We start from the raw sequence: 18,473 nt of genomic DNA on the forward strand, positions 1-18,473 counted from the left end.
GAACACGAGGAGTTGCCCACATGCCCGACACCGCCCCCGCCGACCTGGTCCTCACCAACGGCCCCGTCCACACCGGCTCGCCCGCCCGGTCCCGCGCCACCTCGGTCGCCGTCCGCGGCGAACGTGTCGTCGCCGTCGGACACGACGAGGTGCGCGAACTGATCGGCCCGCGGACCGAAGTCGTCGACCTGGGGGGCAAGTTGCTGATCCCGGGGTTCCAGGACGCGCACGCCCATCCGGTCGGCGGCGGCCTGGAGCTCGGCCAGTGCGATCTGAGCGGGGCGACGACGCTCGCCGCCTACCGCGAGCTGATCGCGGCGTACGCACGACGGAATCCGGAACTGGAGTGGATCACCGGCGGCGGCTGGTCGATGGAGGCGTTCCCCGGCGGCCTGCCCACCGCCGCCGAGCTCGACGCGCTCGTACCGGACCGGCCGGTGTATCTCGTCAACCGCGATCACCACGGGGCCTGGGTCAACTCCCCTGCCCTGCACCGCGCAGGGGTCGACGCCCGCACCCTCGACCCGTCCGACGGCCGCATCGAGCGGGACGCGGCGGGTGCGCCCACCGGCATGCTCCAGGAGGGCGCCGCGAACCTGGTCGGCAGGCTGCTGCCGCCGACGACCAGGGAGGAGCGGATCACCGGGCTGCTGCGCGCCCAGGAGCTGCTGCACTCGCTCGGCATCACCGCCTGGCAGGACGCGCTGCTCGGCTCGCACGCCAATCTCACCGACCCCACCGACGCGTATCTCGCGTGCGCGGACGACGGGCGGCTCACCGCGCGCGTGGTGGGCGCCCTGTGGTGGGACCGGGCGCGCGGCACCGAGCAGCTCGACGATCTCCTCGCGCGGCGGGCGGCGGGCACGCGCGGCAGGCTGCGGTCGACGACGGTGAAGATCATGCAGGACGGGGTCGCCGAGAACGGTACCGCGGCGCTGCTCGGCCCCTATCTCGACGGATGCGGCTGCCGGACCGACAACAGCGGGATCAGTTTCGTGGACCCGCAGGACCTCAAGAAGTACGTGACCGCGCTGGACGCGCACGGATTCCAGGTGCACTTCCACGCGCTCGGCGACCGGGCCGTGCGCGAGGCCCTCGACGCGGTGCAGGCGGCACGGCAGGCCAACGGCTGGACCGACACCCGGCCGCACCTCGCGCATCTCCAAGTCGTGCACCCGGACGACATCGGCCGGTTCCGGGAGCTCGGCGCGAGCGCGAACATCCAGCCGCTGTGGGCCGCGCACGAGCCGCAGATGGACGAGCTGACGATCCCCTTCCTCGGCGAGGAGCGGACGGGGCACCAGTACCCGTTCGGGGCGCTGCTGCGGTCGGGGGCGACCCTCGCCGCCGGCAGCGACTGGCCGGTGAGCAGCCCCGATCCGTTGCAGGGCATTCATGTGGCGGTGAACCGGGTGGCCCCGGACGCGCCCGCCGGGACGCCGGTGTTCCTGCCCGGGCAGCGGATCGGGCTGCTCGACGCGCTCACGGCGTACACGGCGGGCAGCGCGTATGTGAACGGTCTCGACGCGGAGACCGGCGTGATCGCCGCGGGGTGTCTGGCGGATCTTGTCGTGCTGGACCGGGATCCGTTCGCGGGGGTGCCCGAGGAGATCGGGGCGACGCGGGTGGTGCAGACGTTTGTGGGCGGGCAGCGGGTGTACGGGGCCTGACGGGACCCCCGGCGGCATGGACGCGCGGCTCACGGGGCTCCGCCCCGGACCCCGCTCCTCAATCGCCGGAGGGGCTTAAAGTGCGCACCGGAAACCGCAGTTGCCGCTGCTGGAGTCCGGGGTGTTGGAGGTGCGGGCCGCTACCCGGTAGCGGTTGCAGTACGAGTCGTGGCACATGTACGAGCCGCCCCGCATGACGCGGTTCTCGCCTTCGGCCGGGCCCTGCGGGTCGGTGGACGGCGTGGCCGCGTGCGTCGCCGTGAAGCGGTCGGCGACCCACTCCCACACGTTCCCGACGACGTTGTGGAGGCCGTAGGCGTTGGGCCGGTACGCGTCGACGGGGGCGGTGCCGACGTGGCCGTCCGCACCCGTGTTCACCCTGGGGAACTCGCCCTGCCAGATGTTGCAGCGCCAGTGACCGCGCGGGGTCAGCTCGTCGCCCCACGGGTAGCGGGCCCGGTCGAGGCCACCGCGGGCCGCGTACTCCCACTCGGCCTCGGTCGGCAGCCGCTTGCCCGCCCAGGCGGCGTAGGCGCTCGCGTCGTCCCAGCTGACGTGGACGGCGGGGTGCCGGGCGCGGTCCCCGATGCCGGAGCCGGGGCCCTCGGGCGCCCGCCAGGTCGCGCCCTCGACGCCGCGCCACCACGGGGTGCCCGCCGGGGCCTGCGTAGCCCGTGCCCGCTCGGGGGTGAGGAAGCCGGCGAAAACGTACGACCAGCCGAACCGCTCGGCGGCCGACACATACCCCGTTTCTTTCACAAAAGTAGCGAACTGGGCGTTGGTGACGGCGTGTTCGTCGATCCGGAACGCGGAGACGGTGACCTCGCGGACCGGTCCCTCGCCGTCTCCGGGGTTGGCCTGCTCGTCCTCGTTGCCCATCAGGAACGTGCCGCCGGGCAGCGTGATCATGCCCTTGCCCACCGGCCGACGGCGACGCGGCTCGGTCGGCAGGGCCATCGGCACCGGCTCGGACGGGGCGGCTCCGCGCGGCGCGGCGCAGCACGCGGGCGCGGTCGGCTCCTGCGCGGTCATGTGGGTCTCCTCCCCGAGCGAGCCGGCCGGTCCGGTCCGGTCCGGCCGATCTTCGCACGGGGTGACGGGCGGGGTCGCGGCCGACCCCGCCCGGGTTCTCACGGGTCCCTTCGGCTCAGGCGTGGGTCAGGGTCCAGGTGGTGGGGGCCTGCTGGTCCGGCGGGTACTGCACGAGCCGGCCGTCGGAGGTCGCGTCCAGCGTCATGCGGGTGATCGCGTTGGTGATCCGGTGGCCGCCCTTGCTCGCGGACGGCGTGAGCTGCCAGCGCTGGAGGGTGTTCTTCGCGTCGCACGTCTCCCAGGTGACTGCGGAGCCCGGCTCCAGCGGCACATTGAGGGTGAGCTTCCCGCCGCGCGTCTCCAGACAGGCGCCGGCCGCGTTCGTGAGCGTGGCGTAGCCGTCGGCGGTGCGGGTGAGGCGCACCTGGGCCGGGGCGGTGCGGTGGCCGTGGTCGGCGAGCGTGTACGTGCCGTCGGCGAGCGGTACCCGGGTCAGGTCCCGTACCCCGGGGGCGTGGCCCACGGCGTCGGCGCGGGCGGTGAACGCGGCGTAATCGGCGTCGGGATGCGGCGTGCCCCAGGTGGCCTGGGCGATGTGGTTGAGGGGCATGAAGGCGGCCGTGGCGACCTCGTTCTCGGTCTCGCCGCGCCCGTTGTCGGGCCACAGGCTGATCTTGGCGCCGGTGACGCCGTCACGGGAGGCGAGCTGCTCGCCCTCGAAGCTGCGCGGGTCCCACTGCTCGTCGTACAGCTTCGCGGTGTCGCTGTGGAAGCCGCCGCGGATGACGTAGAGCGAGTAGGCGGCGTTCATCACCGGGTAGCCCTGCGCGATGAGTTGGCTGGGCTTCACGTTCACGTTCAGCCAGTGCTCGACGGTGGTGCCGGGTCTGACGGGCACGGTGTTGGCGCCGGTCAGGCCGTCGTTCCAGATGCGCAGGTGCTTGCCCTTGCTCGCGGCGTACTCCTCGACGCGGTTCACGAAGTCGATGAAGGCGTCCTGCGGGGTGGCGTCGGCGCCGTACTTGGCGCGTGCGTAGGCCAGGACCTGCGGGTACTTCGCGAAGTCGGAGCCCAGCATGTACTCGTCGGCGCCCATGTGCCACCACTTGCCGGGGAACACCTCGCCGTACTCGTCGATGAGGCTCTTGTAGTAGGCGAAGGCCTCGGGCTTGGTGATGTCCAGGCGCGACGGCTGGGCGTTGCCGTCGGTGTCGACGAGCTGGAGGTCCGGCCTGTCCTGGATCCAGGGGTCCATGTGACCGGGTGAGTTGATCTCCGGCACGATCGTGACGTGGTACTTCTCGCCCAGGCCGACGAGGCGCCGGATCTCGCTCTTGGTGTAGTAGCCCCAGGAGTTGGCCTCGGGGTGGGCGTCGCTCTTCACCTTGATCTCGAGCAGCAGCTGGTTGAGCTTGTGGTACGCCATGTCGCGGACCAGGTTCTCCAGCCAGTCGGTGGAGATGTGCACATAGCAGGCGCAGACGCCGACGCCGCGCTCCTTGTACTGCGGCACGTCCACGGTCCGGCCGGCGGGTATCTCGCCGCTCCGGGCGAGGAGTTGGAGGAGGGTACGGGTGCCGTAGAAGGCGCCGGTCCCGGCGGCGCCGGTGATCTCCAGGCTCTTCCCGGCGCGCAACTCGTATCCTTCGGCGCCCAGTTGTTTCTTCTCGTGAGCGTCTACGTCGACAACGATGTCGCCTGCGCGGGACGGGCCGCCCGTGACGGGCACCGCCCCCTTGCCGGCGGCGCGCAGGTCGTCGGCGAGGGTGTGGGCGACGCGCCGGGACGTGGCATCGTGCGCGACGAGCCGGGTGCGGCTGCCGAAGGCGTAACTACCCTCTTGCGGCTGCCAGTTGGTCAGGGCGGGGACGGTGCGGGGCGGCGCTGTGGGCGCCGGGTCCGCGTGCGCGGCGGAGACCGGGGCGGCGGTCAGCAGCAGGGCGAGGGCGGCGCCGACGATACGCAGTCCACGCCGCCCGCACCGCCCGGCAGGCGATTTCGTAAGGAACTCGGTCAACATGACATCCGATGATTCATGAACGGACGGCGACAGTCCATGGATGAACCCGGCGGATGCTTGGACTTCCGCCGGGACAGATCCGATGACACCAGCGTACTGACCGTGGGGCTCTATCGGCCGCGCCACTCCACCTTGAAGACCCATACGTGCTCGCCCGCCCGGCGCGCCGCGGCAGGTACGTCGATGACGAACGCACCCTTGCGGACCGCCCAAGTGAGCGGCCGGTCGTGGCCGAGCAGCGTGACCTTGTCGCCGGGGCGCACCGGCACCGGGGCCTCGACGGTGAGCCTGGCGCCGGGTTCCGCGAGCGAGTGGATGTAGAACGCCTGGTCCGGCCGGACCGTGAACCGCAGGTCCTCGCCGAGCTGTGCCATCCGCGACCAGTACGTGGTGTCGTAGATCGCCTCGCCGTTGGTCCTCAGCCAGTGGCCGGTCTCGCGCAACCGGGTCTGCATGATCTCGGGGATCGTGCCGTCGGCGCGCGGTCCGATGTCGAGCAGGAAGTTGCCGTTCTTCGAGACGATGTCGACGAGGCTGCGCACGACCTCCTGGGTGCTCATGTACTTGTCGTCGGGGGTCTGGGCGTTGTAGCCGTAGCTGAACGGGTCGAGGCCGCGGCTGGACTCCCACGTGGCGACGACCGTGTTGTCGTACGTCGTGTACTCGGGCGTCGTGAAGTCGTGGAAGCCGATCCCGGCGCGGTTGTTGACGGCGACCTCAAGAGGCCTGGGCCGGTTCTTGGCGTGGTTGAAGTATTCGGCGAGGACGTGCAGGGAGTCGTTCGCGCCGCCGATGTCGCACCACATGAGCTGGGTGTCGTACTCATGGATGAGCTCCAGCATCTGCTGGGCCTGGAAGTCCTTCACGTAGTCCTTGCCGGCGGTGTAGCCGGTGTACGGGACGGGCTCCAGCGTGTACGGGTTGCGCGGGGCGTGGCCCATCCACGGGTTGTCCGGGTTGAACCACTCGGGCATCGAGAAGTACAGGCCCCGGTGGAGTTCGGGCGCGTACCGCTTGGAGGCGTCGAAGAGCGCCTTGATCAGGTCCCTCTTGGGGCCCATCTTGACGGCGTTGCGGTCGGACAGTTTCGTGTCCCACAGCGCGAAGCCCTCGTGGTGCTTGGACGTGAGGACGTGGTACTGCGCGCCCGCGTCACGGAACAGCTCCACCCACGCGCGCGGGTCGAACTTCTCCGCCGTGAAGCGCGGAATGAAGTCGTCGTAGGCGAAGTCCTCGCCGTAGACCTCCTTGTGGTGCGCGTAGGTCGGGTTGTTCGGGTCCTGCATCTGGTCCCAGTACCACTCGGCGTACTGCTGGCCGACGGGCGCCCACGCGGGCACGGAGTAGACACCCCAGTGGATGAAGATGCCGAACTTGGCGGAGTGGAACCAGTACGGCGCCTGATGTCCGGAGAGCGACGCCTCGGTCGGCTGATAGTCCGGCACGCCGAGCGTCAGCTTGCGCCCGGCGGTCGCGGCCCGCTTCCCGCGCCCCGTGGCGAGCACCTTGCCGTCCTGTGCGGTGCCGGGCGCGACGCCGCCCCGGTTGCGGATGCCGACGCGGACCCGGGCCTGTTCGCCGGGTGCCAGCCACTTCACGCGCGCGGGCTCCACGGTGCGCGCGCCCGGCACGTCGACGCTGACGGTCAGGTCGTCGGAGGCGAGGACGGCGACGGTGCCCGCGTTGATGACGGTGGCCTCGACGCTCTGCGCGCCCGATCCTTCCAGGAGCGAGAAGGTGGAGTGCGCGTCGCGCAGCGCCAGCGCCCGCCCCTCGGCGGCCGGTTGCAGGGACAGCGCGAAGACGTGCAGGGCGGTCTTGTTCTCCTCCGCCGGTTCGAGCGTCGGCAGCGTGATCGCGACGGCCTCCCGTTGCGCATCGAGCGCGATCTCGCTGACGCCGATGCCGACGGCGTGCTCGTCCTTGGTGCCGTCGGGTTTGTAGCGGTACGGGGCGGCGACGGTGCCGCCGCCGGCGTACCAGTCGGGCGCGCTCAGGCCCGCGCTCCGCGTGGATCCGTCGGCGTAGTGGACGGTGGCCTGCCCGGACGCGTTGCCGTAGCTGCCCGCGGCGAGGAACAGGGCGGACAGGTAGCGGCCCGCGGGGAGATCGATGCGCTGGCCGCGGGCGACGACGTTGTTCTTCGCGCCCGCGGCGGCGGACGGGAACGTGTAGACGACGCCGTCGACTTCGAGTCGCCCCTCGGGCAGTTCCTCGCCGGGGAAGGTGTAGCCGCTGCCGTCGAAGCTGCCGCCCCGGGCCGCGGCGGTGTCGAGGCCGTCGTTGTCGAAGTGGTCGTCGAGCGGCACCGGGACCGGCGCGGGGACCGTGCCCCAGTCACCCCTTGCGGAGTTCGGCGACGCGGCGGCGGCCGGGCCCGTCGCCGACCACGGCAGCGCGGTCGCGGCGGCCACGACGGCGGCGGCTCCGAGGACCTGACGTCTTGGGTACGCACTCATGCACAGCACTCCCTGAAGGGCAGCTCGGCTTGCATTCATCGGAGGTCTGATGATGGTGGCGCGCGCGAAAGCCGTCAATGGGCCGTGCATGTACGGGAGTTGGGAAAGTGATCCGATGACCGATCGGGCTGACGCCGGGAGTCCCACCCGGGGCGACGATCGCGGCCCGGACACACGTATGCCCGCACCCCTCACCATGGAGGGATGCGGGCGAACGGTCGAAGTCGGAGCCTGAGGCTCAGTCGACGCTGGGCAGGATGTGCGGTTCGGCGAGATCGTCCTCGTACCCGGCGAGGCGGATCGGGGCCGACCGGGCCCAGACGTCGAGGCTGCCGAGCTTCTCCGGCCTCCGGCCGGCCCGCTCCGTACGTTCCTTCGGGCGCTGTTCGCGATTCGTCTTCTCTGGTGTCACCGCGCACTCCTTGTGTGTCGGGTAACCCGCTCCGGCGTGACCGGCCCCAGCGTCGCACGGGGCACCGGACGCCCGATCGGGCTTGAGTAGAGGGCCAGTTCGGGCGCGGTGGCGCCGGTTGTCGCTGGTGGGATCGGCCGTGGTGTGCGGCCTCTCCCCGGACGGCACCATGGGTACGGGTGGGACCCACTTGCGGTAACCGTCCGGCTACAGAGTAACCAAATGAGCGCGGGCCCGCTCGATGGGGCTGAAACCCGTACGCCTGTCGGTGGTCGCCAGGTGTTCATTCAGCCACGCGGACCCGGCGGGACGCGACCCGATTTCCGGCCTCCGGGCGCACTCCGCCAGGTCCCCTCACGAGGTCGGCGCGGGCCGGTCCGTGTTGATGGTGCGGCCCGGGTCTTCGGTCGGATCCGCCGAGGGGCGCGACGTGGCGTCCGGCGAACCCGTGGGCTGAGCAGGGGCGGGCGCGGGCGGGAGCTGACCGTTCGGCGGGGGCGGGCCCGACGGGCTGACGCTCGCGCTGCCCGCCGCCTCGTCGGCGATGCCGTCGAAGTCCACGTCACCGGTGTTCTCCAGCATGGTGATGTGGTCGAGGACCGTCTGATTGGCGTCGGTGGCCAGCTCTCGTACAAGTGAGTTACGGGTGGTGTGCCGGACCTGGGCGATGAGGGCGAACACCTTGCCGTGCGAGTCGCGCAGCAGATTGGCGAACTTGTTCTCGTAGTCCTTGCCGCTCGCCGCGGACATCTCGTTCAACCAGCCCTGCTGCTGCGGATTCGGCTGGTTCGGGAGCTCCACCCCGAGCTTCGCGGCCACCGAGCGCACCCGCTGGTCGAGGTCGGTGTGCCCGACGACGAGGTGGTCCCCCGCGTTCCTGATCGCCTGGGTCGGGGCGCGCTCCATGGCCTGCTGTCCTGCCGGTATCTCCCAGAGCCCGGCGAGCCTGACCTTGACGAGGAAGTCCCGGTCCGTCGCCGACAGCGGGCCCCACTGGGTGGCCACGGTGCCCGCGTTCAGGTTGGCCTGGCCGGTTCCCGACCGGTCGGCGTACGACCAGATCGGGAACGCGAGTGCTCCGAGGGTGGCGACCAGGGCGGCGAGGATGAGAGTGGTGCCGTTGACGCGACGCAAGCGGTCCTCCCGGTGACCTACGTCAACTCGCCTGTGCGACGAGCTACTTGGTGGTACGGGAAGATACGGGCGTGGCGCCCGTCGTGTTCAGTTCCTCGCGCGGATCGCGCCGCTCGGTCACGGTGTGTACGCGCCGCTGCCGTCCGCTACGGGGGATCGAGCGTTAACGTCCCGTTGACCGGCCCGTCAGTTACCGGCCCGGTCCCCATGGTCTCCTTCCGGACAGGCAGCGCAGGAGCTTTCGGGAGGAGTCGACCATGGAACGCGTCGAGCTGCGCACCGTCGAGGAGCTGATGGCGGCGCTGGGCGCCTGCCGGGGTGCGTGGGACACCCCCGACCGCAGTGGTGATCCCGTCGATCTGCACGATCACGCGCTGCAGACCGCGGCGCTGCTGCGGCGCGGCCGTCCCAGCGACAAGGAGTTGCAGGTCGCGGGCCTGGTGCACGACCTCGGACATCTGCTGTGTCCGGGGGACGACGCCGGGCACGCGGAGCGGGCCGCGGACGCGGTGCGCGGGCTGCTCGGTGAACGGGTGGCGTGCCTTGTGCGGCTGCACGTTCCGGCCAAGCGCTATCTCACCGCGGTCGAGCCCGGCCGGGGCCTGTCGGCGCAGAGCGCGCTGACCCTCGCCGTACAGGGCGGCCCGATGACGCCGCAGGAGGTCGCCGCGTTCGAGGCCGATCCCCTGGCCGAGGACGCCGTGGCACTGCGCCAGGCGGACGACGCGGGCAAGGTGGTGGGCCTGGAGGCCGGGGTGCTGGAGGACTGGCGCCCGGTGCTCGAACTGGTGGCGGCGGGCAGCCGCCCCACCACCGTGTACAGCCACTGACAGCGACCCTCGCCTGCACGACGGGCCCACCAACCATCCACGAACAGGGCACGGTTGACGCATCGTCAGGCCCTACCGGCTCATGAGACCGTACGCGCATGACTTCGCCCCCCTGTGCTCCGCGCGCCCTCGACGGCAGAGCGGCCGTCGTGACCGGCGCCTCGCGCGGTATCGGCCGGGCGATCGCCGAGGAACTGGCTCGCGCCGGGGCCGCGTTGTGCGTGACGGCACGGGACACCGAGGGCGTCCGGGAGACGGTCGCGGCGCTGCGCGCGCAGGGCGCGGACGCGGTGGGCGTGGCGGGTTCCGTCGCCGACCCGGCGCACCTGTGGGAAGTGACGGAACGGACGATGGCCGCGTACGGACGGGTCGACATCGTCGTGAACAACGCCGCGACGAACCAACCGTACGGGCCCCTCATGGAGGCCGAACCGGACGCATGGCGCGCCGCCTTCACGGTGAACGTCGAGGCGCCGCTGCGCCTGGTGCAGTGCGCGTGGCGGGCGTGGATGGGCGAGCACGGCGGCGCCGTCGTCACCGTCTGCACGGAGGGCGCCGCCCATGTCGGCCCGAACGTGGGGGCGTACGGCACGAGCAAGGCGGCCCTGCTGCATCTGACGGCTCAACTGGCCGGTGAACTGGGCCCGTTGGTGCGGGTCAACTCGGTCTCCCCGGGCCTGGTCCGCACCGAGATGGCGCGCTTCGTGTGGGAGCGGGCCGAGGAGTCCGTGGCGGCCGCGCTGCCCACCGGCCGCATCGGTGAGCCCGAGGACGTCGCGCGGGCGGTGCGCTGGCTGGTGTCGGACGAGGCGTCGTGGATCACCGGCGCGGACCTGCTGGTGGACGGCGGCACACGGGTGCGCGCCGCCTCACCCACAGGCGACGCGCCGGCCGTGCAGAACCGGCTCCGCTACCACTTGCCGGGTTCGTAGTCCTTCAGGAAGACGCCGTACACATCGTCGCCGGACTCGCCGCGCACGACCGGGTCGTAGACGCGGGCGGCGCCGTCGATCAGGTCGAGCGGGGCGTGGAAGCCCTCCTCGGCGAGGCGCAGCTTGTCGTAGTGCGGGCGCTCGTCGGTGATCCAGCCGGTGTCGACCGAGGTCATGAGGATGCCGTCGGTCTGGAACATCTCCTGGGCGCTGGTCCGCGTGACCATGTTCATCGCGGCCTTGGCCGCGTTCGTGTTCGGGTGGCCCGCGCCCTTGTAGCCGCGGCCGAAGACGCCCTCCATCGCCGAGACGTTGACGACGTAGGAACGGCCGCTCGACGCCTTCTTCGCGGCGTCGGCCATCGCCGGGCGCAGGGCGCTGATCAGGATGAACGGCGAGGTGTAGTTGCACAGCTGGGTCTCGAGGAGCTCCACGGGGGAGATCTGCTCGATGGTCTGCACCCAGGTGTTGGAGTCGACGACGTCGGGGACGAGGCCGCCCGCGTCGATGGCGGTGCCGTCCAGGTGCCGGGCGACGCTGGCGTTGCCCGCGACGAGCGCGAGGTCCGCGACCTTCTGCGCGTCGAGGCCGCTGGTGCCGATGGGCAGCGCGGCGATGCCGTCGACCGCGCCGGAGTTGAAGGCGCCGATGACGGAGTGGACGGGCAGTTCCCCCGCGGGCAGCGGCGCGCTCTCGCCGTCGACCAGGGCCGCGTAGGCGGAGGGCAGCCGGCGCACGGTCTGCGTCGCGTTGTTGATGAGAATGTCGAGCGGGCCCTGCGCTGCGACCTGCTCGGCGAGCGCGACGGCCTGCGCCGGGTCGCGCAGGTCGATGCCGACGACCTCCAGGCGGTCCATCCACTGCGCCGAGTCCTCCATCGCCTTGAAACGGCGGATGGCGTCCTTGGGGAAACGCGTCGTGATCGTCGTGTGCGCGCCGTCGCGCAGCAGCCGCAGCGCGATGTACATGCCGATCTTGGCGCGGCCGCCGGTGAGCAGGGCGCGCTTGCCGGTGAGGTCGGCGCGGGCGTCGCGCTTGGCCCGGTTCACGCGCGCGCAGTCGGGACAGAGCTGGTGGTAGAAGTAGTCGACTTCCACGTACCGGGCCTTGCAGGTGTAGCAGGAGCGCGGGCGCTGGAGTATCCCCGCGACCCGGCCCTCCTCGGTCCCCGACGAGGGCAGCAAGCCCTCGGTCTCGTCGTCGATGCGCTGCGCGGAGCCCGTCGCGGTCGCCTCGGTGACGGCCTTGTCGTGGGCGGTCTTGGCGGCGCGGCGATCCTGGCGGCGGCGCTGCTTCACGGTCCGGTAGATGCCGGCGGTGGCGCGCCGGACCGCGATCGCGTCGGGGTGGTCCACGTCGATCTTGTCGAGCTCGTCCAGCACGCTGAGGCAGACGGCGAGCCGGTCGGGGTCGATGCCGGGGCCGTGGAGCACCCCGGAAAAGTCAGGGGCCCCCGGGGCCTGGTTGTCGTCTGTCACCGTCATCGCCGCTGCCGTTCCTGAGGTCTCCCGCGTCGCGCGCGAACCGCACGAGCTGTCGAGAGCCGAATTTTACGGAGCGGCGGCCCCAGTCTCCAAACCCGTTCCGATCATGGAGCGCAGGCGGCGCTGAGCGAGCCCAGCTCCTCGGTCACCGCGCGGGCCAGTGCATCGAGGTCGGGAACGGCCTCGGCGTCGGCCACCAGACCGTAGTGGACGTGCCCGCGATACGTGGAGACGGCCACGGCGAGGGACTGTCCCTGGGCGAGCGGGGCGAGCGGGAAGACCTCGGTGAGCGGGCAGCCGCCGAGCCGCAGGCCCAGGCTGGGCAGCGGCACGCTGGTGACCAGCAGATCGAAGAGCAGCCGCGCGTTCTGCCCGACGAGAGAGCCGCTGAGCCGATGCCCGAGGGCCGGTACGTGGTCCGCGAGCAGCGCGACGGCGCCCGCTCCCCGGTTCGGTCCGCGGTCCTTGCGCCGGTCCATGGCGGCCCGCACGACGCGCAGCCGCTCCACGGGGTCGGCCTCGTCGACCGGCAGCCGCACGAGGTAGCCGGAGAGCCGGTTGCCCTGCGGGTGGGCGGTGCGCGGGCGGCGCCGCGAGACGGGGATCAGCGCGCGCGGTGCGACGCCCTCGCTGCTGTCGCCGCGCTCGTCGAGCCAGCGCCGCACGGCACCGGCGACCACCGCGATGAGCACGTCGTTGACGGTGCCGCCGACCGTTTTACGGATCCGGTGCACGTCGTCCAGGTCGAGCACGACGCCCGCGGTACGACGGCCGCCGCTCGGCCGGGAGACCAGTGCGGGCGAGGTCCGCACATCCCAGGTGGCGCGCGCCACGGAGGCGCCGATCGCGACGGCCTGTGTGGTGCTTCTCACCAGGGAGCGCGCGTGGTCGGGGTAGCGCCGCGGGTCGAGGTCGCCGAGGGTGATCTCCCGCAGTCCCGGGAACGGGAACGGGAGCCGGAGGCCGCGGCGCGGCGCGGGCTCCTCCTTCGGCGCCCGCAGGACGGGCAGGTCCATGGGGTCCATGACGGCGACGGCCAGCCGCAGCGCGTGCAGCCCGTCGGCGAGCGCGTGGTGGAACTTGAAGAGCACGGCGAACGACGAGCCGTCCTTCGCGGGCAGCACATGCGCCTCCCACGGCGGCCGGTCCCGGTCCAGTGGCCGCCCCATGAGCGCGCCGGCGGCGGCGTGGAAGTCACCGTCGTCCACGGGTTCCGCGAGCCGCACGTGGTCGAGCGGGTCGAACTCGGCGACGGGCACCCGGGCGGCGCCGCCGACCGGCAGCAGCACCCCGGCTATCCGCATGCGCAGGCCCGGCACCCCGGCGGCGCGCGCGGCCAGCAGCTCGTACGCGTGCCGGGCGGCGCCGGGTTTCTCTGCTTCGAAGACTCCCAACGCGCCCAGGTGCATGGGGTGTTCGGTGGTCTCGATGTTCCAGAACGCAAGGTCGAGTGGTGCGAGCAGGTCCGAGCTCTTGGCTGTCATGGAGTGCTCTCGCGTCGACAACGGGGAAGTCGCAGTCAAGCGCCATCGGTCGATTACGGTCAAGTACGATCACGGCACGCTGAGTTAACAACTGATGAAGACCCGCCCCTCTGGGAGAGGCGGGTCTCAGGCGACTCAGGCGACCTGTCTGTTACGTCACTTCAGCACGGGCGGCGCCGCGTCGGCCCCGGTCCCCCACTGCGACGGCTCGCTGCCCACCTTGTAGGTCAGGTTCCGCAGGCCGCGCAGATCCTCGGTGGTCAGGTACGTCTTGCCGTACGCGGCCCCGTCCGCCCTGGCCGACTGGATGTACCGGACGGAGTCGGACGTGCCCGGCGCCTTCACGGTCAGCTTCCCGTGCGGGTAGTAGCGACGGTCGAGGGTGAGATCGACCCGCTCGAAGACGGGCGTCGACAGACCCCACGTGTCGGTGCCGGGCTGCACCGGGAAGATACCGATGGACGACAGGACGTTCCAGGCGGACATGGTGCCCAGGTCGTCGTTGCCGGTCATGCCCGTCGGGGCGTCGGTGAACAGGGTCAGCGCGGCGTGCACCACGTCGGTGGACTTCCACGGCTGCCCGGTCGACAGGTACGTGTAGGGCGCGATCAGGTCGGGCTCGTTCTGCGGGTTGTACTTGTCCGCGTTGTAGTAGTCGTACGGCCCGTTGACCCACACCTCGCGGGCGGTCTTCGCGGGGTCGGCGACCAGCTGGTCGTAGGCGAAGAACGAGTCGAGGCGCTTGTTCGCCGCGTCCGTGCCGCCGATCAGCGAGACCATGCCGGACAGGTCCTGCGGCACCAGCCACTGGTACTGCCAGGACGTGCCCTCGTGGAACCCTTCGCTCTGCGCGGGATCCGCGGGCCCGGTGAAAGCACCGGAGGCGTCGCGCGCACGGAAGAACCCGGTCGAACTGTCGAAGATCTTCCGGTAGTTCTGGGCCCGCTCGGCGTACCGCTTCGCGTCGGCCTTGTGCCCGAGGTCCTTGGCCATCTGGCCGAGCATGGCGTCGGAGAGGGCGTACTCCAGGGTGGCCGAGGCCCCGTGGTCGTAGTCCGAGTCACCGGGCTTCACGTGCGCCCGGTCCTTGATGTACGGCGCGAACCCGTTGGCGAGGTACTCCTTGTTGGCCTCGCGGCCCACCGGCGCGGAGTCGGCCGGCGGCACACCGTCGGCGTTCTTCTTCAGCGCGCGGTACGCGTCCTCCTCATGCCCCTTCAACAGCCCCTGCTGGTAGGCGTTGGTGAGGAACGGGGTGACGGGGTCACCCGTCATGATGTTGGTCTCGACCGTGCCGTAGCCCCACTTGGGCAGCCAGCCGCTGTCCTTGTCGATCTGGATGACCGACAGCGCCATGTCCCGCGACTCGCTCGGCGCGAGCAGCGAGAGCAGCTGCGCCTGGGTGCGGTAGGTGTCCCAGAGGGACCAGTTCTGGTAGTAGGTGTACCCCTTCGCGCGGTGGGTCTTCTGGTCCCAGCCGGTGTAGCGCCCGTCGACGTCGCTGCCGACGTTCGGCGCGAGGAACGAGCGGTACAGCGAGGAGTAGAAGGTGCGGCGCACGGTGTCGCTGCCGCCCTGCGCGCGCACGTCGCCGAGTCGGTCCTCCCACGCGGCCGTCGCGGCGCGGTGCACCTTGTCGAAGGAACGGCCGCCCTCCGCACGGAGGTTGAGGTCGGCGCCCTTGGCGTCCACGTAGGAGATGGCGGTGGTCGCCTCGACGGTGCGGTCCTTGCTGGTGTCGAACCGCACGTAGGCGCCGTTGCGCTCGGCGTCCGCGGCCGAGGACTTCGAGCCGGCGGTGACCGTGTCGCCCTTCCAGGTGCCGGACGTGGTGAAGGGGCGGTCGAACTTCGTGATCGTGTAGACCGTGTACGGCTTGGTGTCCTGGCAGAAGCCGCTGCCCGTGATCGCGGTGCGCACCGTGCGGTTGTCGAGGATCTCGACCTTGGTGTGCAGCGACTTGTGCAGCGACTGGCCCGCGTTGATCAGGACGTTCGCCTTGTCGGTGGCCGGGAAGGTGTAGCGCTGGACGCCGGTGCGCTTGGTGGCGCTCAGCTCGGCGCCGATGCCCGTCTTCAGGCCGACCTTGTAGTAGCCGGGCGACGCCGTCTCGTCGTCGTGGCTGAACTCGGCGGCGTACTTCGCGTTGTCGGTACTGGTGACGTCGCCGGTCGTGGGCAGCACCGGCAGGTCACCGCCGAGGCCGCAGCCGACACCGGAGATATGGACGGTGGAGAAGCCACGGATGTGGTTCTCGGAGTAGTCGTAGCCGGTGTTGTGGCCGGTGTCCGGTGAGAACTGCACCATGCCGAACGGGACGGCCGCACCGGGGTAGGTGTTGCCCTCGTTCTCGGTGCCGATGAACGGATTGACCAGATCGGTCAGCTTCCCCGACGCGGAGGACGCGGCCTGCGCCATCGGCGTCGCGAGTCCGGTGCCGAGCAGCGCGGCGGCTCCCAGCACGCCCAGCGCCCGGCGGGTGCGTCTTCCCATCGTCAGCCTTCTCGTCGTAGGCCCTGCGGTCGTGCGCCTGGTCATCGTGCGCCTTTCGACAACGTTGTCAGTAAGCGCGCTCATTCTTCGTCCGTCCCACGGGCCCGTCAAGATGTCAGACGCCACAGGTGGTCCTCCGTCCCGTTGTCGGTGAACTGCACCACTTGGGCACTGTTCGCCGTGGACATCCCGTCCACGCCGAGCACCTTGCCGCTGTGCTCGTTGCGCAGCAGGAACCAGCCGTCGCCCCGGTCGACACGGGTCCACAGCAGGTCGGCCCGTCCGTTGTCCTCGTACTGGACGACGCGGGCACTGTCTTCTGTTGAACTACCCGCCACGGCCAGGCACTTACCACTCTGTCCGTTGCGGATACGCAGCTTGCCGTCGCCCGCGTCGAGCAGCTGCCAGGCGTGGTCGCCGGTGCCCGAGTTGTCGAACTGCACGACCCGCGCGTCGTTGTCGGTGGACATGGAGTCGACGGCGAGGACCTTGCCGCTGTGCTTGTTCTCGATGCGCCGGTACGCGGCTTCCGGCGTCCAGGCACGGCCGCCGGGCGCCGCCGTGGGGAAGGACGTGATGCGCAGGCGTGCCGCGCCCATGGGGACCAGCGTGACCGTCTCGACGCCCGCGCGGCTGCGGGCCGGGCCGGCCTGGAGCGGCGCCACGACGTGTTCGTCGTCCGCGACCCACTCGGGCAGACGGCGGGCCCGCGCGTCGAGCGTGACGGGCGTGCCGTCGAGGGTGAACGGGTTGGCGGGCAGCGGCCCGGACCGGCGTCGCAGCGTGGGTGAACTGCCGGGCACCAGACCGTAGTTCCAGGGGGAAGCGGCGTGCACGTCGTACTCGGGGAAGGTGTCGTCGCCGCCGGTGCGCACGTACTTCTCGGCGATCTTCAGGGAGTAGGTGAGCGGCCCGTGGTCGACGCTGACGCTGTCGTGGTTGCCGCTCCAGGTGCGCAGGGTGGTGCGCTGGGGCAGGCGCAGGGTGACGGTGTCGCCGTCCCGCCAGGCGCGGCGGATCTCGGCGAACGACGGACCCGGACTCGCCTGCACAGTACGGCCGTTGACGGCGAGGCGAGGCTTCGCGCACCAGCCGGGGATCCGCAGCCGCAGCGGGAAGTCGACGGACCGGTCCACGTGCACGGTCAGCGTGATGGTCTCGTCGAACGGGTAGTCCGTCTCCTCCCGTACGGTCACGGGCACGGCGTCGGCGCCGACCGTGGTCCGCACCTCGCACGCGGCGTACAGGGCGGCCGCGAGTCCGCCGTCCGGGGTGGCCAGCCACAGTTCCTCGGTGAAGTAGGGCCAGCCCATGCCGTAGTTGTGCGGGCAGCAGCGGTACTGGTCGACGCCCGGCTGGAACGACTGCATGGCGAACCCGTTCTGGAACTGCCCGTCTGTTTTACGGGAATTGTCGAGGTCCACGCTGTTGGCGCTGGTGATGTAGTGGATGCCCTTGCCCTGCGGGTCGAGGGACGCGGGCAGCATGTTGAAGGCCAGGTCCTCGCAGCGGTCGGCCCACAACGGGTCACCGGTGGTACGGGTGAGCAGCTCGTGGCTGGCCATGAACTCGACGATGCCGCAGGTCTCGAAGCCCTGGCGCGGGTCGCCGAACCCGGGCCGGTAGTTCTCGTCGCCCGCGATGCCGCCACCGGGGAACTGTCCGTACTCGGCGAGGACCTGGTCGTACGTGCGGTACGTGGCCCGCACCAGGTCCTCGGCGCCACTGGTCGCCCATTGCGCGTACTGGGCGGGTTCGCGGAAGCCCTGGGCGATGTTCACGTTGTGCGGGGTGGGCAGCGCGCCGGTCCAGTCGGCGCCGTAGTGGTGCATCTTCTCGACGAGGCTCGCGAGGAACGCGTCGCCGGTGCGCTCGTGCAGCCAGCGCGCGGTGTCGATGCCGTCGCCCCAGCGCACGGAGACCCAGCTGCTGTCGAAGGCGCCCTTGCCCTGGGCTTCCATGAAGGTCAGGAAGCGGGTGAGGAAGGGCACGACGCGGTCGTCGTGCGTGTACTCCTCGTATGTGCGCAGGGCCATGAGGAGCGGCAGGAACGGCCAGAAGTCGGGGCCGCCGTTCAGCGAGGTGCGCAGGGCGCGCGGGCCGAAGAAGCCGTCCGCCTCCTGCGTGGCGAGGATCGCGTCGATCCAGCGCTTGCTGGTGGCGAGCGCCTCCGCGTCCCGGGTGGCGATGGCGAGTGGCACGAAACCCCTGAGCCAGTACGGGAGTTCCTCCCATCCGCCGAGCTCGGGGTGGACCCAGCCGCTGGTGTCCATGGTCAGGAAGTGGGACGTGTCCTCGTAGCGGCCGCAGAGCCCCGCCAGCTGGAGCTTGAGCTGTCCGGCGAGCCAGCCCCGGGCGGTGATGCTGCCGACGGGGAGGCGGGTGTAGGCGTCGGCGGCGGCGGCGGTCGCGGCGGGGGCCGCAGTCGCTCTCGCGGTGCCGGCCGTGCCGCCGAGCACCGCGGCGGCGGCCACGGTGCCGGTCTGCAGTACGCCACGTCGTGTCACGGTCATCGACTTGCTC

At 71.1% G+C, this 18,473-nt stretch carries 12 protein-coding genes; 3 read left to right on the forward strand and 9 right to left on the reverse strand.

Features of this window, described 5'->3' with window-relative positions; translation table 11 throughout:
- Positions 1-20 precede the first annotated feature (20 nt).
- Complete coding sequence (locus tag ACIREE_RS05575) at positions 21-1,670, forward strand: amidohydrolase (RefSeq protein WP_404146625.1); 1,650 nt, start codon at positions 21-23, stop codon at positions 1,668-1,670.
- A gap of 75 nt (positions 1,671-1,745) precedes the next feature.
- On the opposite strand, the gene ACIREE_RS05580 is transcribed toward ACIREE_RS05575, so the two are convergent.
- From ACIREE_RS05580 to ACIREE_RS05600, 5 genes are all read right to left on the reverse strand, one after another.
- Entirely contained in the window at positions 1,746-2,702 is a 957-nt protein-coding gene (locus ACIREE_RS05580; protein ID WP_404146628.1) for a formylglycine-generating enzyme family protein, read from the reverse strand.
- A 115-nt stretch (positions 2,703-2,817) separates the two neighbouring features.
- Complete coding sequence (locus ACIREE_RS05585) at positions 2,818-4,722, reverse strand: family 20 glycosylhydrolase (RefSeq protein ID WP_404146631.1); 1,905 nt, start codon at positions 4,720-4,722, stop codon at positions 2,818-2,820.
- Between the two features lie 110 nt (positions 4,723-4,832).
- Positions 4,833-7,181, reverse strand: a complete 2,349-nt coding sequence (locus tag ACIREE_RS05590; protein ID WP_404146634.1) for an alpha-L-fucosidase — start codon at positions 7,179-7,181, stop codon at positions 4,833-4,835.
- Positions 7,182-7,419: 238 nt separating this feature from the next.
- Positions 7,420-7,593, reverse strand: coding sequence for a hypothetical protein (locus ACIREE_RS05595; protein WP_255978286.1), 174 nt, complete (start codon positions 7,591-7,593; stop codon positions 7,420-7,422).
- A 354-nt stretch (positions 7,594-7,947) separates the two neighbouring features.
- Complete coding sequence (locus tag ACIREE_RS05600; protein WP_404146637.1) at positions 7,948-8,727, reverse strand: DUF4142 domain-containing protein; 780 nt, start codon at positions 8,725-8,727, stop codon at positions 7,948-7,950.
- Positions 8,728-8,984: 257 nt separating this feature from the next.
- Here ACIREE_RS05600 and ACIREE_RS05605 point away from each other — a divergent pair, with 257 nt between their 5' ends.
- Positions 8,985-9,557: an HD domain-containing protein gene (locus tag ACIREE_RS05605; RefSeq protein WP_404146640.1), complete on the forward strand. Its 573-nt coding sequence runs from the start codon at positions 8,985-8,987 to the stop codon at positions 9,555-9,557.
- A 98-nt stretch (positions 9,558-9,655) separates the two neighbouring features.
- Positions 9,656-10,489, forward strand: coding sequence for an SDR family oxidoreductase (locus ACIREE_RS05610; protein WP_404146643.1), 834 nt, complete (start codon positions 9,656-9,658; stop codon positions 10,487-10,489).
- Here ACIREE_RS05610 and ACIREE_RS05615 read toward each other — a convergent pair.
- From ACIREE_RS05615 to ACIREE_RS05630, 4 genes are all read right to left on the reverse strand, one after another.
- Complete coding sequence (locus ACIREE_RS05615; RefSeq protein WP_404146646.1) at positions 10,468-11,973, reverse strand: SDR family NAD(P)-dependent oxidoreductase; 1,506 nt, start codon at positions 11,971-11,973, stop codon at positions 10,468-10,470. The genes ACIREE_RS05610 and ACIREE_RS05615 overlap by 22 nt on opposite strands.
- A gap of 104 nt (positions 11,974-12,077) precedes the next feature.
- The gene (locus tag ACIREE_RS05620) at positions 12,078-13,457 is read right to left on the reverse strand and encodes a wax ester/triacylglycerol synthase family O-acyltransferase (protein ID WP_404146649.1); all 1,380 of its coding nucleotides are present in this window, start codon (positions 13,455-13,457) and stop codon (positions 12,078-12,080) included.
- Positions 13,458-13,613: 156 nt separating this feature from the next.
- Positions 13,614-15,950, reverse strand: a complete 2,337-nt coding sequence (locus ACIREE_RS05625; RefSeq protein ID WP_404146652.1) for a GH92 family glycosyl hydrolase — start codon at positions 15,948-15,950, stop codon at positions 13,614-13,616.
- A 107-nt stretch (positions 15,951-16,057) separates the two neighbouring features.
- Complete coding sequence (locus ACIREE_RS05630; RefSeq protein WP_404146654.1) at positions 16,058-18,463, reverse strand: RICIN domain-containing protein; 2,406 nt, start codon at positions 18,461-18,463, stop codon at positions 16,058-16,060.
- Positions 18,464-18,473 lie beyond the last annotated feature (10 nt).

Origin of the sequence: Streptomyces sp. NPDC102467 (assembly GCF_044765445.1) — a bacterium.
Taxonomy (GTDB): domain Bacteria; phylum Actinomycetota; class Actinomycetes; order Streptomycetales; family Streptomycetaceae; genus Streptomyces.